This window comes from Bradyrhizobium sp. CCBAU 53421 (assembly GCF_015291625.1).
In the GTDB taxonomy this organism is placed as follows: Bacteria; Pseudomonadota; Alphaproteobacteria; order Rhizobiales; family Xanthobacteraceae; genus Bradyrhizobium.
On the sequence record NZ_CP030047.1, the window covers coordinates 1,666,181 to 1,686,303 of the forward strand.

Annotated in this window: 17 protein-coding genes and 7 pseudogenes; 12 read left to right on the top strand and 12 right to left on the bottom strand. The window is 60.2% G+C overall.

Going from position 1 to position 20,123, the window contains the following annotated elements; translation table 11 throughout:
- Window positions 1-45: 45 nt before the first annotated feature.
- From XH92_RS07840 to XH92_RS42915, 4 genes and pseudogenes are all read right to left on the bottom strand, one after another.
- Complete coding sequence (locus XH92_RS07840) at window positions 46-351, bottom strand: hypothetical protein (RefSeq protein WP_194458718.1); 306 nt, start codon at window positions 349-351, stop codon at window positions 46-48.
- Between the two features lie 95 nt (window positions 352-446).
- Window positions 447-1,106 (bottom strand): annotated as a pseudogene (locus XH92_RS07845) (IS66 family transposase); the annotation flags it as partial.
- Window positions 1,009-2,685, bottom strand: a complete 1,677-nt coding sequence (locus XH92_RS07850) for a recombinase family protein (RefSeq protein ID WP_371817969.1) — start codon at window positions 2,683-2,685, stop codon at window positions 1,009-1,011. The pseudogene XH92_RS07845 and the gene XH92_RS07850, both read right to left, overlap by 98 nt.
- Window positions 2,606-3,046: pseudogene (locus XH92_RS42915) on the bottom strand (recombinase family protein); the annotation flags it as partial. The gene XH92_RS07850 and the pseudogene XH92_RS42915, both read right to left, overlap by 80 nt.
- 368 nt (window positions 3,047-3,414) lie before the next feature.
- On the opposite strand from XH92_RS42915, the gene XH92_RS07855 reads away from it, so the two are divergent.
- The 8 genes and pseudogenes from XH92_RS07855 (at window position 3,415) to XH92_RS07890 (ending at window position 8,151) form a co-directional block, all read left to right on the top strand.
- The gene (locus XH92_RS07855; RefSeq protein WP_194458720.1) at window positions 3,415-3,624 is read left to right on the top strand and encodes a hypothetical protein; all 210 of its coding nucleotides are present in this window, start codon (window positions 3,415-3,417) and stop codon (window positions 3,622-3,624) included.
- A pseudogene (locus XH92_RS07860) lies at window positions 3,618-4,397 on the top strand (reverse transcriptase domain-containing protein); the annotation flags it as partial. The gene XH92_RS07855 and the pseudogene XH92_RS07860, both read left to right, overlap by 7 nt.
- A gap of 130 nt (window positions 4,398-4,527) precedes the next feature.
- Window positions 4,528-4,896 carry a hypothetical protein gene (locus tag XH92_RS07865; protein WP_246788310.1) on the top strand — a complete coding sequence of 123 codons (369 nt, stop codon included), beginning with the start codon at window positions 4,528-4,530 and terminating at the stop codon, window positions 4,894-4,896.
- Between the two features lie 86 nt (window positions 4,897-4,982).
- A complete protein-coding gene (locus XH92_RS07870; RefSeq protein ID WP_210345541.1) occupies window positions 4,983-5,330 on the top strand; it encodes a hypothetical protein in 348 nt (115 codons plus the stop codon).
- The gene (locus tag XH92_RS07875; RefSeq protein WP_194458721.1) at window positions 5,327-5,698 is read left to right on the top strand and encodes a helix-turn-helix domain-containing protein; all 372 of its coding nucleotides are present in this window, start codon (window positions 5,327-5,329) and stop codon (window positions 5,696-5,698) included. Before XH92_RS07870 ends, XH92_RS07875 begins: the two co-directional genes overlap by 4 nt.
- A 233-nt stretch (window positions 5,699-5,931) precedes the next feature.
- Window positions 5,932-6,714, top strand: coding sequence for an ImmA/IrrE family metallo-endopeptidase (locus XH92_RS07880; RefSeq protein ID WP_194458722.1), 783 nt, complete (start codon window positions 5,932-5,934; stop codon window positions 6,712-6,714).
- A complete protein-coding gene (locus tag XH92_RS07885) occupies window positions 6,711-7,397 on the top strand; it encodes a C1 family peptidase (protein WP_194458723.1) in 687 nt (228 codons plus the stop codon). Before XH92_RS07880 ends, XH92_RS07885 begins: the two co-directional genes overlap by 4 nt.
- Window positions 7,369-8,151 (top strand): hypothetical protein, encoded by a 783-nt coding sequence (locus XH92_RS07890; RefSeq protein ID WP_210345542.1) that lies wholly within the window; start codon window positions 7,369-7,371, stop codon window positions 8,149-8,151. Before XH92_RS07885 ends, XH92_RS07890 begins: the two co-directional genes overlap by 29 nt.
- Here XH92_RS07890 and XH92_RS07895 read toward each other — a convergent pair.
- The 3 genes from XH92_RS07895 to XH92_RS07910 all read right to left on the bottom strand — a co-directional run bounded on the left by XH92_RS07895 (window position 8,124) and on the right by XH92_RS07910 (window position 11,065).
- Window positions 8,124-8,828, bottom strand: a complete 705-nt coding sequence (locus tag XH92_RS07895; protein ID WP_194458724.1) for a uracil-DNA glycosylase — start codon at window positions 8,826-8,828, stop codon at window positions 8,124-8,126. The two genes, XH92_RS07890 and XH92_RS07895, sit on opposite strands and share 28 nt — an antisense overlap.
- A complete protein-coding gene (locus XH92_RS07900; RefSeq protein ID WP_194458725.1) occupies window positions 8,825-10,000 on the bottom strand; it encodes a nucleoside triphosphate pyrophosphohydrolase family protein in 1,176 nt (391 codons plus the stop codon). The genes XH92_RS07895 and XH92_RS07900 overlap by 4 nt, the downstream gene beginning before the upstream one ends.
- Before the next feature lie 318 nt (window positions 10,001-10,318).
- Window positions 10,319-11,065 carry a hypothetical protein gene (locus XH92_RS07910; RefSeq protein WP_194458727.1) on the bottom strand — a complete coding sequence of 249 codons (747 nt, stop codon included), beginning with the start codon at window positions 11,063-11,065 and terminating at the stop codon, window positions 10,319-10,321.
- 272 nt (window positions 11,066-11,337) lie between these two features.
- Between XH92_RS07910 and XH92_RS07915 the strand changes: the two are divergent.
- Both XH92_RS07915 and XH92_RS07920 read left to right on the top strand, forming a co-directional pair.
- Window positions 11,338-12,468: pseudogene (locus XH92_RS07915) on the top strand (IS3 family transposase).
- Between the two features lie 457 nt (window positions 12,469-12,925).
- A pseudogene (locus XH92_RS07920) lies at window positions 12,926-14,354 on the top strand (IS701 family transposase).
- Between the two features lie 98 nt (window positions 14,355-14,452).
- Here the strand turns inward: XH92_RS07920 and XH92_RS07925 are convergent.
- The 3 genes from XH92_RS07925 to XH92_RS07930 all read right to left on the bottom strand — a co-directional run bounded on the left by XH92_RS07925 (window position 14,453) and on the right by XH92_RS07930 (window position 17,870).
- Window positions 14,453-16,612: a peptidase domain-containing ABC transporter gene (locus tag XH92_RS07925; protein WP_194458728.1), complete on the bottom strand. Its 2,160-nt coding sequence runs from the start codon at window positions 16,610-16,612 to the stop codon at window positions 14,453-14,455.
- A 279-nt stretch (window positions 16,613-16,891) separates the two neighbouring features.
- On the bottom strand, window positions 16,892-17,026 hold the full coding sequence (locus XH92_RS43575; RefSeq protein ID WP_256437603.1) for a hypothetical protein: 135 nt from the start codon (window positions 17,024-17,026) through the stop codon (window positions 16,892-16,894).
- A 520-nt stretch (window positions 17,027-17,546) separates the two neighbouring features.
- Window positions 17,547-17,870: a transposase gene (locus XH92_RS07930; RefSeq protein ID WP_194458729.1), complete on the bottom strand. Its 324-nt coding sequence runs from the start codon at window positions 17,868-17,870 to the stop codon at window positions 17,547-17,549.
- Window positions 17,871-18,046: 176 nt separating this feature from the next.
- Here XH92_RS07930 and XH92_RS07935 point away from each other — a divergent pair, with 176 nt between their 5' ends.
- Together XH92_RS07935 and XH92_RS07940 are read left to right on the top strand one after the other, a co-directional pair.
- Window positions 18,047-18,394: a hypothetical protein gene (locus tag XH92_RS07935; RefSeq protein WP_194458730.1), complete on the top strand. Its 348-nt coding sequence runs from the start codon at window positions 18,047-18,049 to the stop codon at window positions 18,392-18,394.
- Window positions 18,395-18,588: 194 nt separating this feature from the next.
- The gene (locus XH92_RS07940; protein WP_194458731.1) at window positions 18,589-18,729 is read left to right on the top strand and encodes a hypothetical protein; all 141 of its coding nucleotides are present in this window, start codon (window positions 18,589-18,591) and stop codon (window positions 18,727-18,729) included.
- Window positions 18,730-18,838: 109 nt separating this feature from the next.
- On the opposite strand, the pseudogene XH92_RS07945 reads toward XH92_RS07940, so the two are convergent.
- A pseudogene (locus XH92_RS07945) lies at window positions 18,839-19,931 on the bottom strand (IS3 family transposase).
- A gap of 79 nt (window positions 19,932-20,010) precedes the next feature.
- Window positions 20,011-20,103: pseudogene (locus tag XH92_RS07950) on the bottom strand (transposase); the annotation flags it as partial.
- Window positions 20,104-20,123 lie beyond the last annotated feature (20 nt).

The following is a 20,123-nucleotide window of genomic DNA, read 5'->3' on the forward strand; positions in this document are numbered from 1 at the left end:
CAGCAAAACAAACAGAAACTGGATGGCGAACCGTCCGCTCCGCAATCAAGCAGTTTCTGTCGTTCGCTCCATTCCACTCTTGCTAGATTCAGCAGACATGCAACTCTGACTTTGGCCCCGCGGGGTCACATGCGCCGCGGCGATCGCTGTTTCAACTTCAAGGTTGAAGTCGGTCAGGCTTTCGAGGCCGAAGTCAGTGAAGGCGGGGATCTGCTGATCGTCGGGCCCGTAGACCCAGAGGCAACCGTCTTCCGGCTCCATGTCGACATAGACCTCCCACAGCAGTTCGGCGTTCTCGCCGAGCATTTCGGCAGCGAGCGGGAGGGTGTAAACTCGGGTGATCGCAGCCACGGTCAGGCCGCCAGTCTGGCGTCGGATGGGGCGCGCCAGTTCCAGGGAAGAAGCTCGTCAATGCGATTGGCTGCGTGGTCGCTGATCGGATCCGGTTCGTAGAGTTTGTCAAAGCCGGCACAGGCGTCGGCGTGCAGGAAGCCGGATGCAGGCGCCAGAATGGCTTGAGCGTGCTCACCTTTGCGGTCAGGCGAGTAGCGATAGTAGGCCGCCGGTGGATTGGGCGAGCCCCAGGTGCCTTCATTGCGCACAACGACCCATAGCCGGCCGCTTTTGGTGCGCCCGCGTCCGGGATCCTGAACCGGGATCGGCGTGTCGTCGGCATGGATGGTCGGGCCGGCGCGAGCGTAGTCGCCGATGCGCTCAGCTACCGGCGCCATCATCCATGCAGCCCGTCCGACCCAATCGGCCAGGGTCGATCGATCCAGGTCGACGCCCTCGCGCGCGTAGATTCCGGACTGTCGGTTCAAAGGCAGGTGGTCGCAATATTTGGAGACCAGCACATGGGCGATCAACTTTTGGCCGGGCCTGCCGCGCTCGATAGGCAGGCTTGGCATCGTCGGCTGCGTAATGGCCTCGCAGTCCCGGCAGCTCAGTTTCGGCCGCACATGCACGATGACCTTGAAGTGTAATGGTACATATTCCAGCACCTCCCGCTCATCGTCGCTGATCCTGCGCAACCGCTCGGAGCCGCAGGCCGGGCAGGCGCAAACCCCGCCGTGGGTGATGATCTCGCGCGGCAGGTGATCGGGCATCGTTGAGGCAGCGATGCAGAGTAGAGGGTGCGATCCCGAGAGCGCGTGCTGCTTTCTCTATCGTCATGCACTCGCCGTCCTGCACTTGCTGTTTCGGCTCGAAGCACGGGATCTCCCAGTGCGTCCGCAGGCTCGACACACGATTTGCCGTAAACGACAGTCCTGTGGCCGTTGTACGGCCTTGGCGATTGAGGATGCCGGCGATCTTGGTGTCGGGATAATGTGCAGCCAGTCGCCGCAGCAGATCGATCGTATCGTCGGCGGTGCGGATCGGCGATGGATGCGAGTGCGGCAATGGGACATTAACTTCACTGAAGAGACCGCCGCGCCAACGCAGCGTCAGGTGAGCGCTGTATTTATCGCGCTCGACTCTCAAGGTGACATCGTCGAGCAGCGTGCGGAGCAATTCCTTGCGATCGCGATCGCTCGTCGTGGGAGCGAACCAGATACGCTTGAGGTCTTTACCGAGTGCAAGGATCGCGTCGCGTTCGTCGTGCGTAAGCGAGCGCGGTCGGGCATGTTCGCGGTCCGAGAGTTCGGATTCGGCAGTCTTCAGTTCCAGCAAAGCGCTTTCCCATTCTGCTTCGAGACCACGCGCGACAAGTCTATTCTCCGGGTCCACAGCGCGATAGCGTCGCTCGGCGCGCCGCGCGTTGTAGCGCGCACGCTCGACGTCGCGACGGAACTGCGCGAGAGTCGTCTCGTGATCGGCGTCGAATTGCTCGATCGCCTGGAGCGAGGCTTCCAGGCCTGCGGGCTCGAGAGCCGCAAGGAACGCTTCGACGACAGCCGCATCGATCTGCACACCGCCGATGTTGAGGCAGTACTCGCCCCGGCCGTTGACGATGTTCTTGCCGGCGCAGTGATATCCGGGCGCCGAGAACCGGCCGCTGTAGTGTACGGCCAGGCGCCGACCGCAGTGTCCGCATACGGCGAGGCCTTGCAGGAGTGCTGCGCCTTCTCTCACGGCGCCCCCGCTCTGGTGCGGTCGAGGACGGATATTCTGCGCCAGGCGCTTCTGGTTCGCCTCGAAGGTATTCCAATCGATGTATCCGGCATGATGGTCACGAATGAACACCGGCCACTGCTCGCGATCGCGTTGTCTGATGCGCTTTCGGATTCGACCGCCCGCATCGAGATAGCATGTCTGCTGGGTGCGGCCATACACATAAACGCCGGCATAGAACGGGTTGGTGAGGACCTGGTGGATCTTTGTGTAAGTGGGGGCGACCCAGCGGAGATCGACAAGGCCGTTGGAGTGCAGCGGAAAGCGCAGGCCTTTGTGAGCGGAACCACAGCCACACGCGTCGTGCCGAGCCGAATTCGGCAAAGCGGTCGAAGACCGCATGGATCGCGGCTTGCACCGACTCGTCAGGATGCAACAGCACCTCCCCGTCGGCGTCGCCCCGTACCAGACCCACCGGCAGCCCGCGGTGCAGCTCCCCGCGTGCGGCCTTGTTGCGGATGCCACCGAGCAGCCGCGCACGCAGCACATGCAGCTCTGCCTCTGACATCGTACCTTTGAGCCCGAGCACCAGGCGGTCATTGAACAAGCCCGGATGATAAATCCCATCTCCATCACCGATGAGCGTGTGGGTCAGGCCACATAGATCGAGCAGACGGTACCAATCAGCATTATTGCGCGCTAGTCGCGAGACTTCCAAGCCGAGCACGATGCCCACCTGGCCGAGGCCGACCTCCGCGGTCATACGCGCGAAGCCGGTGCGCTCGGAAAGGCCGGAACCGGAAATACCGAGGTCCTCATCGATGACCTTCACCTGATCGCGTCGCCAACCAAGCCGCGCGGCGCGTTCGGCTAACTCGTACTGACGGGCAGTGGACTCGCGATTATGCTCGACCTGCGTCGTACTGGACTGACGCACGTAAACGATTGCGCATCGGCGTAGGTGCTCAGCGGTGATCTTGCTCAGTTCGTTCATCGTTGTGATCTCCGGCAGTGGCGATTGCTCGGGCGATTAGTCGGGCGAGTCGCAGCACGAGATGTGCGCGCTGCTCTTTATCGAGGGCCTCCCATACGGGTACGGCACCGTGCTGAGGTGGTGGGTCGAGCAAGCTTAGCTGCTGCATGGCTGTCCTCCGATTCCGGTGGCAGGACAGTATGCGCGGCATCCGATTGCCGCAGCAAAGCGTCGACGATCGTCCGGGCGTGCAGCAACTCGGCGTGGGAAGCCAGGAATGCCGCTTGAGCTAATTGCGGGCTTGCATGCGGTAAATGTTGTGCGATAGCCAGATCTGTCCACGCGGCCGGTACAAGGGCACGGGTACCATCGGGCAGTACAAGCGTCAGATGAAGTTCGCCGCGTCGATGACACCAGCCAAGCACATTGAGCGCAGATCCCTCAAAGGGATGGCGCGACCGAACGATGGTTACCTGATCGGGATAGTCGTCGAGATGATGAGCGCGGTGGTGGGTAGTCTGTCGAGTAGTCTTTCGGGAGTCTCGATCATGATCGGGTCCTCCGGTTTGTCGAACATCGAGTCGGTGATCCGCGCCTGATCAGCTTGATCCGGCGCTGGTTGAAAGCGGGTGTCTTGGAAGACGGAGCGGTGCATCCGAGCGAACAAGGAACGCCACAAGGCGGATCGATCAGTGTGCTTTTGAGCAACCTCTACCTTCATTACGTTCTCGACCTCTGGTTCGAACGCGTGGTGAAGGGCCGGTTGCGGGGCGAAGCCCGACTGGTGCGCTATATCGACGACTTTGTGATCTGCTTCCAATATCGATCGGACGCCATCCGCGTACAGGAGGCCTTGCGTCTTCGGTTGGGGAAGTTCGGCCTCACTCTAGAGCCGACCAAGACCAAGTTGGTCGAGTTTGGTCGGTTCGCGCAAAGACACGCGGGCAAACGCGGCAGAAACCGCCCGGAAACAATCTACTTTCTGGGTCTAACGCTCTATTGCCCGCGAAACCAAAGAGGCAACTTCAAGGTTGGGATGCGTACCGAGAAATCTCGGCTAAAGCGCAGCCTTATGTCTCTGCAGGAGCTGATGCGGCGAATACGGCATTACAAGATCAGTGACCAGGCCGATGAAATCAACGTCGTCCTGCGCGGCCACTATGGCTATTACGGCGTCGCCGGAAATCTCCGGAGCCTCGTAAAAGTTTATCGGGCCGTGGAGCGTTACTGGCGCGGAATGCTGCGCAGCCGCAGCTGGGCAGGCCGACGCCTCACTTGGGACGCCTTCAACCAAATCAAAGAACGGACACCGTTGCTGAAGCCTAAGCTGCGCCTCCCTTATCGGGAGCTGCAGGCGCTAGCAGTGCTGTGAACCAACTGTCGAAGAGCGTCGGTGCGGGAAATCCGCACGCCACGTTCTGTGGGAACCGGGGGCGGGCGACCGCCTCCGGTGACCCGGTGGCGAGCTCAAGAAGCCATGCCGGCTCGGTGAGGGCACTGACGTGAAAACGTCAGCAACAGTGAGGCCCCGCAAAGGCTACCGCTTCAAGGCTCGTCTCTACCATCCACCCCGCTGTCGTGAAAACCTTGCGCCATCGCCTTCCGCTTCCGCGCCAGCGCATGGACTTTTGCTCCTTCTCCCGGGGCGCCAACGCATCGTGCTAGGGGTGGATGGAAAACACCACTTCTCCGAGAATGGCCATCCGTCGTTGAAGATCTATGGTGACATGGTATCGGCTGACCGCGAGTTGCGCCTCGCCGGTTATGAGGTCTACCGATTCGGAGCGAATGAGCTGGTCGGCGAGGGCGCCGAACTGAGGATCACCGATTTCTTCGAAAAGCTTTTCCGCCTGCATCGCGTCGGGCGCTGACCGCGCTCCTCCACCGAAGGCACGAAACCCTTGCATGTCGGAAAATCAGACATTATATTCGCTGCGGGTCCTAGAAAGACACAGAGATGGTAACAACCACCACGCTCGCTCCGCCGCCCGTCAAGATTGCGCCGTTCCCCTTGGCCGCCGTCGAGGCGAAATTGCGCGACGAATTGGTCGAGGCTGTGAAGATCGAGGCGTCGATTAGGGGCATGGCCCTGCCCGCGGCACCTGCAGATATCGCCAAAGCATCCGTTCACGTGGACTCGTTGGTGGTCGTTTCAATCCTGTGCGCAGTCGAACCGATTGTCGGGTTCGAACTGCCTGAGAGCGTCGTCCGCGCAGGCGGCTACATGTCCGTCGAGGGCGCACTCGGCCAGCTACTGCCCCGTTTGGAGAAAGAGTGGACGAAGAAGAAAGGAGCGAAATCATGACCGATCTCGCAGTTCATCAGGATAACGATGACGAAGCGCGCCGGCTTCTCGGCGATCGGCTCCGTGAAGCTCGCAAGTACCTCGGTCTCAAGCAGGAGGAGGTCGCAACTTATTTGAAGATCCCGCGAACCGCCCTGACGGATATTGAGAACGGTCTACGCCGCGTCGAGGCGATCGAACTCGCCCGGCTTGCAAAGTTGTACCGTCAGCCGGTGGGCTATTTCACTGGAGAAGACGCTGCGGCGAGCCTGCCAATCGATGTGGCCCACTTGGCGCGCAAGGCGGCCGACCTGTCGGAGCAGGACCGCACCGAGCTCGGACGTTTCGCCGAATACCTGCGCGCTCGCTCGCGCGCCGCGCAAGGCTAACCGATGGTGGCTGCGGATTATCCGAGCGCGGTTCGCGCTGGCACGATGGCTGCGGCGCGGCTCCATCGGCAACTTGACCTGCGTCAGCAGATCGAGGCGGCCGGGGGAACGTCGATGTTTTCGCAGCCATCCATTCCGTAGATTTGCCCCTGCTCGTGCGACCCCTGCAAGGCCTCCTCGGTGCTTATCTGAGCGATCCTGTACCTGGTGTGCTCGTCACGACACAGCGTCCGATGAGCATTCAACGGTTCACTGCGGCGCATGAGCTCGGACATTTCCGCCTCCAGCATCAGCCCAGTCTCGATGACGAAAGCATTCTGCGACGGATGCCCTTGCAAGCGCAGCCGACCGGCGACTTTCAGGAGGTTGAGGCCGACGCGTTCGCTGTCGAGTTCATGATGCCGCGCTGGCTCGTCGCTTGGCATGCGACTCGTCAGGGCTGGACCGTTCCCGATTTTCGCCGACCGAGTGCGGTCTACCAGCTCTCGTTGCGAATCGGCGCGAGTTATGAGGCGACTTGCTGGACGCTCGCCCGCCACAGATTCATCCAGGCGACGCAGGCCCGGGAACTCCTTCAGACCAAACCGCGTGAGATGAAAGTCGCCCTGCTCGAGGCCTATCAGCCGCAGGACTACAGGGGAGACGTCTGGCTGCTCACCGAGCGCGACGCAGGTGCGCGCATCGACGGGAGCCGCAACGATCTGTTTGTTCTCCGGCTCGAAGAACATAGCGGCGGAGGCTATCTCTGGGATATCGATCAGCTCAAAGAGAGTGGGTTCGCCGTCGTGCGCGATGACCTGCAGGCGATTGACGCCGACGGCGTCGGCGGCCCCGTCATCCGGCGCGTGACTGCAACGCCACCGGACACTTATCGCGGACGGCTCGCGATCGACGAACGTCGACCATGGGATCCTGATCCGCCTCTTGCGACTCTTGCCGTGGACCTCGATCTCACCGGCCCTGAGCAAGAGGGGCTTTCCCGCGCCGAACGGCGGAGGCTGCTTGAGGCGGCATGAGCGACATTACGATTTCGGTCGATCTGCGGGCTTCTTTCGGCGCCGCCCGCAATCAAGGGGCGCGCCCTACCTGCCTTGCCTTCGCGGCGAGCGATGCACATGCCTCTCTACGTGAGGGCTGGGTGCCGTTGTCCTGCGAATATGCCTTCTATCAGGCGCAACGGCGCGCCGGCCGGGCGCCGGACACCGGCGCGCTCCTTTCTTCGATGCTGGAGGCGCTTCACAAGGATGGGCAACCCGTAGAGAGCGGCTGGCCCTATTTATCCGCAACACCCGCAGATGCGGCGTCATGGGTGCCGCCGCGTGAGCTCGGCAAACTGTTCGGCCGCAATGGCGCCGTCGCTACCCACTCGATCGACCACGTCATCCAGGAATTGGACCAAGGGCGCCCGGTGATCGTTCTGACGATGCTGTCGCGCGCCTTCTATCAGCGCAACCCTCAGGGTGTCGTCGATCCATCGCCCGGCGAGCAATCCGAGCCCGACCGGCGCCACGCGGTGGTGGCGGTTGGGCATGGGAAGGTCGACGGCCAGCGTGCCGTGTTGGTGCGCAATAGTTGGGGGCCGACCTGGGGCGATGCGGGCTACGGCTGGCTTACGGAGCGGTTCCTTGGGCCACGCATTTATGCGGCCGCAATCTTGTTGGAGGACGTCGATGTACTTGCCGATCCCGTCGCAGCCTGACTGCGCGAGCGCCTGGCGCGAAGCCGTGCGCGCCGTCGATGCCCGACCGGGCCACTCGGCCTACAATGTGATCATCGACATTGCAGATCCGATCGCCCATGCAACGCTGGCGGATGCCCGAGTCGCGGTGGTCGACGAGTTCTTATCTAACTGCGACAAATCGGTGGAGACGGTGGCGAACACCATTTTTCCGGCCGGCCTCTATCGCCGCTATGGCGCTCCCGCCTTCTTCGATGTTTTCCGCGACAATGTTCTGAAGAAAGTTCGGCGAAGCGAACGTTGGTCCGGATACTATTTCGAGCGCATGATTCAATTTCCGGTGGCCGAGGGTGACGCGCCCAATCAGCTTTGGGATATCGTTGCGCGCCTGAAGAACGAGGACGTGCGAGCCCTGAACAAATTCGAGCTGTCGCTATTCGATCCTGTCCGGGATGTCGATAATTCGCCTTATGGCGGACAGTGCCTCAGTTTTATGAGCTTCAAGGTCATACCTGGCACGGAAAAAACACTGACTTTGACCGTGATGTATCGCAATCACTTTTATATTGAAAAGCTGTTGGGCAACCTGATTGGACTTGGCCGCCTAATGGACTTTGTCGCTGATGAGGCCGACCTCAAGGTTGGCGCGCTCACCGTCATTTCCACCCATGCCGAAATCGACCACCCGCGCCGCAACGGAAAGGCTGCTAGCCGGTCCGACATTACTGCGATGATCGCAGAGTTCGATCAGGCAGCGGCCCCTCTCGCGGCTTGAGGAAAGAATGGAAGCTCGAGCGTCTGTCGATCGTCATCGGCGGCTGCGAGACCGTAGATGTGATTGACACCCGAGATGAACTCAGCTTGGCCGCCGTAACTTGGATGGCGGACGATCTCGACCGTTGTATCGAGGCCGTTCAGCGCCATGCCGGCATCGCGGCCGATTGCCACGATCCGGCGCGGCTTGATCATCGCAATGAGAGCCGTGAGCAATGGCCACGTGGCTTCGCGCTCGGCCCTGGTGTGGCAACGGTTTGAGAAGGGGTCATCGGCCTCGTGCGGATGAAGAGGAAAGATATTCCACAAGACGGCGGGCTCTCCGATTCGAGTCAGCACGCTCCAGACGATGGCGGCGGTCCGCTCCGCGACCACAGGACCTCTTGTTGCACGATCCAGTGCTATGCCGCCCATCAGCGCCGCCGCGTGGCTCAAATGAACCTCGTCCGTCAGCGGCACGCCCGTTCTGCGGCCGCCGCGGTAGCCCAGATCGCGGGCGATCCAGATCGTATCGACATGAGCGGTCAGGGCCGCGTCCAAGCACCGCACGAGATTGCGCCGCCGGATGCGCGCTGCATCCGCGCGATCATACGTCGCGCAACAATCGGCGTAAGGGTTGAACACCGAAGGAAGGCGGGTTTCAGCAAGGGCTTGGGCGAACGACTTCGGCGTCTTCAAGGTAGTGTCTCGATGGTTAGGCGACGGTTATTCGTATCGATGTGAAGACGCCCGCGCCGATGCTCGCGCAGAAAGCGGAAAGCGGCATAGCCCTGCAAGATCGCGTCCTCCCAAAGCCACAGCGGAATTCGTTCGGCCTCGTATCCAGCAACGAACTGGCGGACATGCTTCAGCATGTCGAACGGCAGTTCGCCTGACTTCACGTTGGCGAAGAGGTCTAGCGCGAGCGCTTGCCCGAAGATCCACGTGGCGACGCCCTCTTCGATGAGAGTGGCGCGCGCGCCATCCTGAGCCTCGTCGATCTTGGGGTCGCTTTTCCGCTTGAGGCGGAAAAGGCTGCGGATGACGGGCGACCACGTCAAGACAGCTACATAAGCGTAATGGAAAACATCGTGAAAGCGATAGTCATCGGCTGTCATGGCGTTATCTGTCAAACGATCGCCGACGTTCAGGCCATTGCAACGCTGGCACACATAAGTCTGGCCTCGAACATTACGCTCAGAAACGTCGACATAGAGATCGCGAGGCAACTGTTCTTCGGGTTCGGCAGATTCGTCGAGAGGCGCGGGATATGATCGTCGGCGCGGCCAACGATCGAAGATCTTGCTCAAATTCTTGACCGCAGCCGCCTCGAGCGTGACGCCCGCCTCGTTTGCAGCTTGAATCAACGTGCGCATGATCGCGACAAGGCGACCGGCCAACGCCGACTGGTTGTCGGCCAGACGGCCTGCTTCGTGATCGGTCACGAGCAAGCCGACTTCACCCGCCAATTGGAGGAGCGTCTTCTCAAAGGTCGGAGTGGGCTCCAACCGGCGCGTCATTATTGCAGGCTGTAGAGAGGCGAATGAAAGTGCGGCGTCGGGCGCACGCTGCCAGTCGGCATACCCTCGATTCAGATTCCCGGCGATCTCTCCGAGAGACAATCCACCTCGCGCGGCGACCGCCGTGAGATACCAAAGAACGTCGCCCAGTTCCTCGACTACGGCGCCGGCGTAGCCGAGGTATGAAGCTCGGTCTCGCTGTTTCTTCTTGACCTCGCTGAGGAGGCTGCCCGTCTCACCAAACAGGCCGAGCAACGGAAATGTGAGCGAACCACGGTCACTGCGCAGGTCAGTGGTCAACGCTTGCGAGGCATAGTCCTCGACGGTAAGCGGGGAAAATTCGTCCGTCATGCTGTCCGCTTCTTTCGACGGTCGGAGATTGCCTTGTCCGGTACGGTCACGCCATATGCCTTTAACGCGCGGAGGACCACCACCCGAATGGGTTCGCGCGTTTCCGCAGCCCGAATGCAAAGGTGGTGTTTCGTGACCGCCGGCACCTGAATCTGCAGATACTCGTCCGTCTCGTCGGAGGGGCGCGCCGCCTTCATGAAATCACTATATCATGTATTTCATGAAACCACTATATAATGAAATCGGAGCATTCGCAGACGGCATTGTCGCCACGACTGCGGACCTAGCGGACATGCCGCATCGTCACATTCACCGAAATCATGCGGGGTCGCGACGGGCCCTATCTCGAGGCGGATAGCCTCGTTCTCGTCCATTAGCCGGTAGCGCTTTATCTGCCAAGCACCGTCGCGGCCTTTGCCACTCCATTCCGTCCCAAGTATCCCTGATCAGCTGGAGCTTCTTCAAGGCTTGCTCAATGGCCTGCTGCTGAGCCGGGGCAGAGTGCGTGTTGTCGAGGCGGGCGGTGTCCGCGACTATGGCCAAGCTCCTGCCGGCTGATCGGATATACAATCTTTTGCCTGCCACGGCTGGCTGTAAGATTGGAACAGCCTTTGCCAGGTGGGCGGCCCAGCCGTCGAGCATCAATTTGACGCTGGTGCTCGGTGCGCCCGAATCCCAACATTGATGCGAGACTCTTATGCTGGCCACCTTGTTGTCCTTGAGCAGGAAGGGATAGCTGCGGAAGCCGCTCGCGCGCGTGTCAAAGTAGATGGTTCTCGACGCTTCGAGTCGGGCATTGCCGCTGTTCGGGTTGGTCTTGATCCGGAGGTCGGGATAGGCTTTCCCAACGATCTGGGCGTAGCCATCAAAGAAGCTCATCACCGCTTCGACCGGGACCGGCTCGTAAGGGCTACTGGCACGCCCGATGGCAGTTTCCACCGCCGCTCGATCATCCTCATGGACGAGTGGCCGGAGGGCTTCGTATGGCAAAGCGCCATCGAAATCGTCTACGAGACGAGAACCGCTGATGTAAATCGAAGGCGAAATCAGGAGGGTGGCGACCAAGGGCGCGACCCCATGAGCGATGTGGGCGTCCCGAGAAATCCGATACCCTTGCGGCTGATCCCGCGTGAATCCCGCGTCAATTTTGTTTCCGATCAGCACCGGGGCTTGGAGCCTCTTCCCACGCCACAGGTGCAGAACGAGATCGGCGGTGCCGTAGGTGTTTCTGTGCGGACCTGCTGGCGAACTGAGCCGGCTCCGCAAATTTGAACAGGGCGATAAGTGGAGTTTCTGCCTGACAGCGGGCACGCTGAGCCTGCGAATCAGGAGAGATCATGAGCAGGCCACCGCGCTGGAACCACTCACCGGCCTTCAAGGCGAAGGTGGCGCTGGCCGCCGTCAAGGGCGATCGCACGATAGCCCAGTTGGCGGAGCATTTCGACGTTCATCCCAATCAGATTACGGCCTGGAAATCGCAGCTTGAGGGCAGCGCCTCCGATATTTTCGGACCGGGAGGTGGGACACCGGCCACGCCCGCCATCGACGTGAAGTCGTTGCACGCCAAGATCGGAGAGTTGACGCTGGAGAACGATTTTTTAGAAGGAGCGCTCACCAAGGCGGGATTGCTGAGCGCAAAGCGATGATCGACCGTGAGCACGATCTGTCGATCACGAAGCAGGCAGAGGTTTTGAAGATCAGCCGCGGCAGCGTGTATTATCTGCCGCGTCCAGTTTCTTCAGCCGACCTCGAGATCATGCAGCGTCTCGATCGGCTGCACCTGGAGTATCCCTTCGCCGGTTCGCGTATGTTGCGAGGCCTGCTGGCTTTGCAGGGGTGCAAGATCGGCCGTCGGCACGTGAAGACGCTGATGCGGCGGATGGGGATAGAAGCGCTTTATCGCCGTCCACGGACGACAAAGCCCGAGCCGGGCCATAAGATCTACCCGTACCTGCTGCGCGGGATGGAGATCACGCGGCCGAACCAGGTGTGGGCGATGGACATCACCTACATCCCGATGGCGCGCGGCTTCGTCTATCTGGCGGTTGTGCTCGACTGGTTCAGCCGCCGCGTGTTGTCGTGGCGCGTATCGATCCCATGGAGGCGGCATTCTGCGTCGAGACGCTTCAGGATGCCCTGGCTCGTCACGGCAAGCCGGATGTCTTCAACACGGATCAGGGCTCGCAGTTCACCGGATAGGCCTTTATCGGCGTACTCGCCGACAATGGCATTGCGATCAGCATGGACGGCAAGGGAGCCTGGCGGGACGACGTGTTCGTCGAACGGCTATGGCGCAGCGTCAAATACGAGGAGGTCTATCTGCGAGCCTACGAAACCGTTGCTGACACGCGACGTCGATTGGTCAGTATCTAGACTTTTACAATGGTCGTCGGCCTCATTCGAGCCTTGACGACCGCACTCCGGATCAAGCCTACTTCGATCTTCCGCCGCTCCGCGCGGCGGCCTAACCCCGGCAGACGCTCCACTTATCGACGCGGAGATTCTGTTCAGACAACCGGGACCAGCTCAGGGATCGATGGCCGCTACCGTCCGCTCTGATGTAAACGTTGGTATGTAGTGGACCGCTCGCCGAGAGCGATTAGCGTTTTTGGAAACTGTGAGAGCCATTACCAAGCCGCTGATCTATTTCCGAACGCCACTCGGCTGAAACCATCTCGCGGTCGCGCCGTTGCAGCGAGATCGGCAACGGCGTTGTTTCTGCTAATGTAGATCGGTGTTAGTTGCGTCCGCCAGCGCGCTGGCCGCTGTGTTGCCGTCAAGTAGAGTAATTTCGCTTGATCGCTCTAAAGGTCGATGCGCAACGGCACCGGTTCGCGAGCGCCTGACCTAGTCTGACTGAGTTACAAAACCGCCGGCCAGAATCAGTGATTGTTGAAGCATGGACCATCAGCCGATGAGGCCGACATGAGCGGGCGTGGCGCCAAGACGGGCGAGAAGCGATTTGCGGCATATTTGGAAGGGCTTGCCAGTGTTATCGGTCATGCTGATCGGAAGGCGCCGCTGCGCGACTATTGCGTCGGCCCGATGGCTTGTGGCGGTTGCAAGAGCGTGGAGCCGATGGCGGCGGTGACAGCTCCGGAACGGACGGCCGCCCAGCATCAATCGCTGCTGTATTTCGTCGGCAGCGGCGCCTGGTCGGATGAGAAGGTGCTGGGCAAGGTACGCGAGATGGTCCTGCCAGCGATTGAACGCCCGGGCCCCATCGAAGCCTGGATCATCGACGTCACCGGATTTCCCAAGCAGAGCGACATTCGGTTGGAGTGGCACGGCAATATTGCGGGCAGCTCGGCAAGCAGGATAATTGCCAGGTAGCGGTGTCGCTGTCGATTGCCAACCACCACGCCAGCCTGCCTATCGCCTTTATCTTCCGAAGGAATGGACTGAGGACCGCGATCGGCGGCGCAAGGTTGGCATTCCTGCCGAAGTCGGCTTTCTGACCAAGCCGGTGATCGCGCTGGAGCAGTTGCGGTGGGCCTGTGCGAGCGGCCTTCCGCGCGTTGTCGTGCTGATGGACGCGGGCTATGGCAACAACAGCGACCTGCGCACGGAGATCACGGCGCTGGGATTGACCTATGTGGCGGGTCTTCTGCCGAGCACAACGGTATGGGCGCCCGGCACCGGTCCCTTGCCGCCGAAGCCATGGTCAGGCCGCGGCCGTCCACCGAAACTGGTGCGCCGCAACCGTCAGCATCAGCCGGCCGCCGTCAAGGCGTTCGCGATCGGCCTGCCGGCCAAAGTTTGTCGCACCATCACATGGCGGCAAGGAACGAACGAAAAGCTGACCTCGCGCTTTGCTCGCGTGCGGGTCCGTGCCGCGCATCGTGATTATTGGCAAACCACCCCGCGATTGGAGGAATGGTTGCTGATTGAATGGCCGAAAGGCGAGGACCAGCCTACCAAATACTGGCTCTCGACATTGCCGGAGGATGTGGCATTCCGATCTCTCGTCGAGACGGCTAAATTGCGCTGGCGCATCGAACGCGACTATCAGGACCTCAAGCAGGAGGTTGGGCTCGGACACTTCGAGGGACGCGGCTGGCGCGGCTTTCATCATCACGCAACGATGTGCATTGCGGCCTACGGATTCCTGATCTCGGAGCGGGAGACGATTCCCCCCTCAGGCGCTTAGCGCACCCCGCCGATCCCGCTCGCTCGCGTTCCCGCAGATTACGGACCCCGTGAATCTGCCGCTGCGGACCCATCGTCACATGCCAAATTCGATCGCGACGATGCGACGACGGCTCGAACATGGGCTCGTCCGAACGCTGTCGAGATGTCCTTGTTGTGCGATCCAGTTCGACCACTACACAGATCATCGTTTGTGACGCAGTAAGATTAGCAGGCTGTTGGCAATTCTCGCGCCAGACGGCGGTGAGAAGCATCGACCGGAAGCCAGAGCTCCCGAACAGTTGCGCCCTTTCGCACGAACCATCAGCTGCAGCTTTCTTCGGTCTGACTCTGCCAGAATCGAGCATAAGCGCTTTCGGTCAATAGATCAGTATGCCTCCCTTCCGCAACTATCCGCCCCCTCTCCAAGAGGACTATCTTGTCAGCGCGACGGATGGTGTTAAGCCGGTGAGAGATCACTACGATGGTCTTGCCGGCCCGGAGCAGATTCTCGAGGAGCCGGTGCACAGCGGCTTCGGCAATTGAGTCGAGAGAGGCGGTAGGTTCGTCCAGGATCAGGATTTCCGGATTCCTGTATAGAACTCGTGCCAACGAAAGAAGCTGTTTCTCGCCGCCAGACAACTTTACGCCACTTTCCCCGAGGTTGGCCTTGAATCCTCCGGGCCAATGCTCGATGGCCTCGCGCAACCCAGTTTGGTCGCATACTTTTATGATACTCTCGAGCTCCGGTTCGAGCTCGCCGAGTGCGATGTTCTCAATCACCGAGCCCAAGAATACATCTGTTGATTGCGGAACCACGCCGACAAGCTTACGCAGCGATACAGCCGAGAAGTCCTTGAGATCATGGGAGCCGATTCGGATACAGCCCCCTTCAAGCGGGTAGACGTTCTGTAGCAGCGCTGCAAGGGAACTCTTGCCCGAGCCGCTTTCCCCCACCACCGCCGTCATCGCGCCTCTCCGGAACGTGACGCTGAGACCTTGAAAAAGATTGGGTTGGGCACCATAACGAAATGTGACATTTTCAAGGCAAATATCACCAGGGGTGACATTTGTGGCATCAGCGCTGCCGTCACGTGCCGGCTCAAGGTCGAAAATCTCAAAGAGTCGATCCGCCGCGATGACAGCGTCCTGGACCGATCTGTTAACTTGGATCAGGCTCGCGACCGGGCGGGCGATGAAGGCGAACAACGAATAGCACGAAAGAAGTTCCCCCGGCGTGACGGTCTGATCCAGGACAAGTCTGGTACCGCACCACATCAGCAGGATCGTAAACAGACTTGAAACAAACGTGGACGCATTGTCTCCAATGATCGAAATAAGGGCGGCACTGTAGACCGACTGTAGCGTGTTAGCGAGGCGGTTCTCCATCTTGAGACGTGCGCTCTTCTCCATCCCGAATGTTTTGATCGTAGAAACAGCTCCGATCGATTCCACCAATTGCGCCTGCAGATCGGCGGCATTCTCCATTGTCGCGCGGTTGCGCTTGCTATTCAGCCGATTAGTCGTCCAATATATCAGCGCATATAGTGGAATTGAGATCGCCGCAACCACAGTGATCTTCCACGAATAGAGGAGCATCAACCCGAACGAGAATAGTATAACCAAAATGTTGACGAACATGGTAATGCAGGTTTGGTTCAGGAAACTCCTGATTTTCACCGCGTCGTTCATCCGCGAAACGAGTTCTCCCACTCGCATGCTATCGAAGAAATTCTGGGATAGCCTTAGGATGTGAGTATAGTAGTTGCCGATCAAGCTCGCATCGATTTTCTGCCCAGTTTGTAAGATGAGCCGGCTTCTAAGCAGACTGATTAAGATTTGTGGCACCAGGATCAGCAGCATTACAAAGGTCATGACGTTGAGCAAGTTGCGGTCGCCCGACGTAATCACATGATCGACGGTTTTCTGGACGTAAATGGGCGTCGAGAGGCCGAGAATGGTGGTTACCAGTGCGCCGACCAGAGCCTGTGCCAGCGCAACCTTGTGTGGGGCAAGCAGCTTGGCGAAACGAACAAGAGTTGAGGTAGTCTCATCGCGACGTTTGAACGTGTCTGACGGAACCAGAAGCACCATGACGCCGGTCCATTGCCGCTTGAATTCTTCGTGCGATAGCCGTCGGATTTCACCAAACGCAGGGTCCATGACAGTGACCCTCCTCACGTCGACTGCTTGGATTACGACGAAGTGGTGCAGCACTTCTTTGACGATCACATGCGCGATAGCCGGTTTGGGTATCTTGTGTAAGCTGTTGAAGTCGCCCCTGACGCCCTTCGCAATGAAGCCTAGCTTCTGAGCCGCGTTCAAAAGACCTGACACCGTAGTACCAGACTGGTCGGTCGAGGCATATTGGCGGATCCGAGACAATGGCAACTTGCAGCCGTAGTGGGCTGCAACAGAAGCAAGGCTGACCGCCCCACAATCCATCATATCGCGCTGCTTCAACTTGGTGGTTTGGCACGACATAGGTTTCACATACTCTTGGCATGAATAGTTGGCGGGTAAACAAGAGGGGGCCGAGCCAATCATCGAGCTCAGTTTGAGCAGCTGCAGCGGAGTGCGCTCAGAAGGACGCGGGCTCACTATTTCACATCTATCATGACGCTGGCATCGCCAGGCGCAAATTAGCGGCAGCACTCCCGCGGCAGTTAGCGCGAGAGGGTTGCGTTCGTACGAAAGTAGCTCTGGGGTAAGCCGGTCCGCGGCTGCGCCGCGGACCGGCTAAAAATACAGTTACAAGCGCTCCTAGAAGGAGTCCGGTACGCAATACCAATTCTCTTCTTCCGGATCCCAAACACACACAGGGCCGTCCTGACCTCCGGCAGCGGCGCACGCTTCTTCGAAGGTCAGTTCGGTCACGTCATAATCTGAGATATTCATATTTGCTTCCTTTCGTTGAGGCGTCCGCTTCCGCTGACGCGAACTTGAAGATTCAAATTGCGTGCCACGCGCGCAGAGAAGCTGGCAATAAGCGACTCTGCGTCTTCAGAGCTGCGCTACAATGTGCTGCAGACCGCGCGAACAGGGGCGAAGCGGTGCGTCAGCGTGCCAGGCGGCCACATTGCGGAGACAAGCAAACGGCGTGCTTTCATACCTTGTGCAGATTGACTGCTCGTGCGAGCGGCGGCTTCCGAACGGCAATGTCATGAACTCGACGCAACTGATCAAGATCGGACGCGGAGCGCTTAGTGACGACGATGGCGCGAGATGATCGGATCGAACTCGCCATCGTGTATAATGAAAAGCTCGCCGGGCTTGACGCCAAGTCTAAAGCAATTGCTCCTCCTCGATGGGCAGTTGAGGATTGCGGCCTTCGCGCCGCTGTCTTTTAAGGTCAGCTTCACTGCTTCCGCCGGGGCAGCGGCAGCTGAAATGGACCCCGATTTTGGGACCACGTGCTTTAGTTGGAAGTGGCTGCTCCGTTTGATAGACGGAGCACATGATGACGACGAAGAAGGAGACGCAAGATCGACCCGGCACTAAAGGCAAAGATCGCACCGGAAGCGGTGCGGGAGCACGATCCGATGTCGTAAGCGCTCGGCGTGAGCCCGAGATAGGATCCCAATTGCTGTCGGTTGGCGAAGGTTCGTCCGAAAATCTCCCGGGCGAGGATCGCCGCGCTTGCCGCGCGGATGCCACGCAATTGAAGCAGCATGCCGCGTTTGCGTTCGACCATCGCATCTTGGGCGTCGGCGGTGTCGCGCTCGGCTTCGATCTCGCGCAATTGCCTCTCGACGGGCTCGAGACGGGCGTATTCGCGTTCAAGTTCGGCCCGAAGCCGAGCGGCCAGCGGGCGCCCCTCGCCGGTGCGCAGTTGCGAAAATCGATGCGCGTACGTCGCAGGCCCGGCACGACGCCCCGAACGCCCTGCGCAAAGAGAAGACCTTTGATGCGGTTGATATGGGCGGTGCGCTCGCGCACCAATCGTTGGCGTTCCCGATGCGAGCGGCGCGCGTCCTCTTCCTCGACGCTCGGCACCTTGACGACGGCGCAGACATGCTGGTCGCCGCGATCCAGCGCGATCAGGGCACGCACCAGCATCGGCACGTCGATCCGGTCCGTCTTGACGCGCGCGCGCGGCGGTTGACCTGGAGACTGGCTGGATCGAGTACGACGGCAGTCGAGGCCTTCACCCGCCAACGCCCACGCCAACAAAAAGCCATCATAGCCCGCCTCGTAGCAGAGCCCGCTGCGGCGGCGCGCAATCTCATGACGAGGCCGGCGAAGGAGCCACCGGCAATCCGGTGAAGGCTTGGTTGCGCTTTACCCGGGAGCAAGATGACCCAGGTTTTCTTGCTCAGCTCGATAGCCGCATAGACCGTTGGCGTCGGATCGCTGTAAAATTGATCGAACATGGTTGCTCTCCCTGTGAGAAACACCGCCGAGTTAAACTCCCCGTCGGGTTGCGCTCATCGTATCTTTTTAGCGCGGAGGTCCGGAAGATGAGCACGCCGGATCGTCGTGGAATGCTCGATCGCGCCGACATGGCGCTGTCGATCCGCCAGCAATGCATGTTGCTTGGCATCGCGCGCTCTGGGATCTACCGGCGCCACGGCCGGCCAACGGCAACGACCTTGCGCTGATGCGGCGCTGACCTGCCACTGAATTTTCATCCAGTGGCAGTTAGAGTCTGCGGTGTTTTGCAGCGAGGCCGAAGTTTGGACCACCCAGAACTAGAGTTTTGCGCCTTTGTCACGTGGGCGGGCTGGTTGCGCCGACGTGGTTTTGCAGCAAAATCGGCGGTCGATTGCCGATCGCGCCATGGGGCCGTTCTTCGTTAAAGTATCTGCGCCAAGTCTCCACTTTTTTGCTGGGCGTCCGCAAGAGACAGGAACCAGTGGGCGTTGAGGCATTCGGCCCCGAAGCGGCCGTTGAAGGCCTCGATAAATGCATTGTCGGTTGGCTTGCCTGGCCGCGAGAAGTCCAGCGTGACGCCGCGCTGGTAGGTCCACAGGTCAAGATCGCGCGACACAAACTCTCTGCCCTGATCGACCCGGATCGTCGCCGCGAAGCCCACTTCCTTGCAGGCCCTTTCCAGTATCTCCACGACGTCGCTGCCGCGGAAGGTGAACCGTGGCTGCAGCGCCGGCGAGAAGCGGGAGAAGGTATCGATGATCGTAAGCACGCGCAGCTTGTGTCCCGTCGCCAACCGGTCATGGACGAAGTCCATCGCCAGGTCTCGTTCGACCGCGTGGCCGGCCTGCGGTCATTCGCGCAGCTTGGCCTTGACCCGGCGCTTCGGCGTTTTGTTGCGCAATTGCAGGCCCAATTCGCGGTAGATGCGGCCTGTCTTGTTCTGACCATGGCTCCAACCCTCGCGGCGGAGCAGGACGATAGCCGTAACGAACACGGACATGACAGATCTCCCTGATCTTCTGTTCGAGAGCAGCCTGGCCGGAGCGACGGGACTTGTAGTGGTACGTCGAGCGGTCGAACTCGAGAGCGTCACAGGCCCTGCGGATCGACACCTGCCACTCGTCACAGACCTCGTCGACCAGCTTGCGCTTCCGGCCAGGCTTCATAGCTTTCGGCGGATCACGTCCTGCAGCATCTCCTTGTCGAGCGACAGGTCCGCCGCCAGCTTCTTCAGCTTGCCGTTTTCGTCCTCGAGCTGCTTCAGCCGGCGCATCTCGGTCGGCAGCAGCTCGTCATACTTCTTCTTCCAGTTGAAATAGGTCGCCTGGCTGATCCCGGCCTTGCGGCAGATCTGCGCCACCGCAACCCCGTCACTGCCCTGCTTGAGGATGAACGCCTTCTGGGCGTCCGAAAACCTCGAGGCCTTCATCGTCCGTCGCTCCTCCCAGCCGAGGGCATTCGGCAGCGAAAAACTCTAGTCCAAAAACGGCCCAGTTTGCCGGCCTCAGATCACCGCGCTTGGAGATCCGGCCAGTGCGATAACGTCTTGGTGTCAAGCCGAGATAGGCGCCGACGTCGGCGGAGTGTCGGAAGCGAGTGGCGTCGTCGATGTTAGTCCGCC

Coding starts and splice junctions, on each gene's coding strand:
- XH92_RS07850 (WP_371817969.1), bottom strand. CDS start 2,685: ATGGAGATGGGATTTATCATCCGGGCTTGTTCAATGACCGCCTGGTGC.
- XH92_RS07855 (WP_194458720.1), top strand. CDS start 3,415: ATGAAGTTCGCCGCGTCGATGACACCAGCCAAGCACATTGAGCGCAGA.
- XH92_RS07870 (WP_210345541.1), top strand. CDS start 4,983: ATGGTAACAACCACCACGCTCGCTCCGCCGCCCGTCAAGATTGCGCCG.
- XH92_RS07875 (WP_194458721.1), top strand. CDS start 5,327: ATGACCGATCTCGCAGTTCATCAGGATAACGATGACGAAGCGCGCCGG.
- XH92_RS07880 (WP_194458722.1), top strand. CDS start 5,932: ATGAGCATTCAACGGTTCACTGCGGCGCATGAGCTCGGACATTTCCGC.
- XH92_RS07885 (WP_194458723.1), top strand. CDS start 6,711: ATGAGCGACATTACGATTTCGGTCGATCTGCGGGCTTCTTTCGGCGCC.
- XH92_RS07890 (WP_210345542.1), top strand. CDS start 7,369: ATGTACTTGCCGATCCCGTCGCAGCCTGACTGCGCGAGCGCCTGGCGC.
- XH92_RS07900 (WP_194458725.1), bottom strand. CDS start 10,000: ATGACGGACGAATTTTCCCCGCTTACCGTCGAGGACTATGCCTCGCAA.
- XH92_RS07925 (WP_194458728.1), bottom strand. CDS start 16,612: ATGTCGTGCCAAACCACCAAGTTGAAGCAGCGCGATATGATGGATTGT.
- XH92_RS43575 (WP_256437603.1), bottom strand. CDS start 17,026: ATGAATATCTCAGATTATGACGTGACCGAACTGACCTTCGAAGAAGCG.
- XH92_RS07935 (WP_194458730.1), top strand. CDS start 18,047: ATGGGCGGTGCGCTCGCGCACCAATCGTTGGCGTTCCCGATGCGAGCG.
- XH92_RS07940 (WP_194458731.1), top strand. CDS start 18,589: ATGAGCACGCCGGATCGTCGTGGAATGCTCGATCGCGCCGACATGGCG.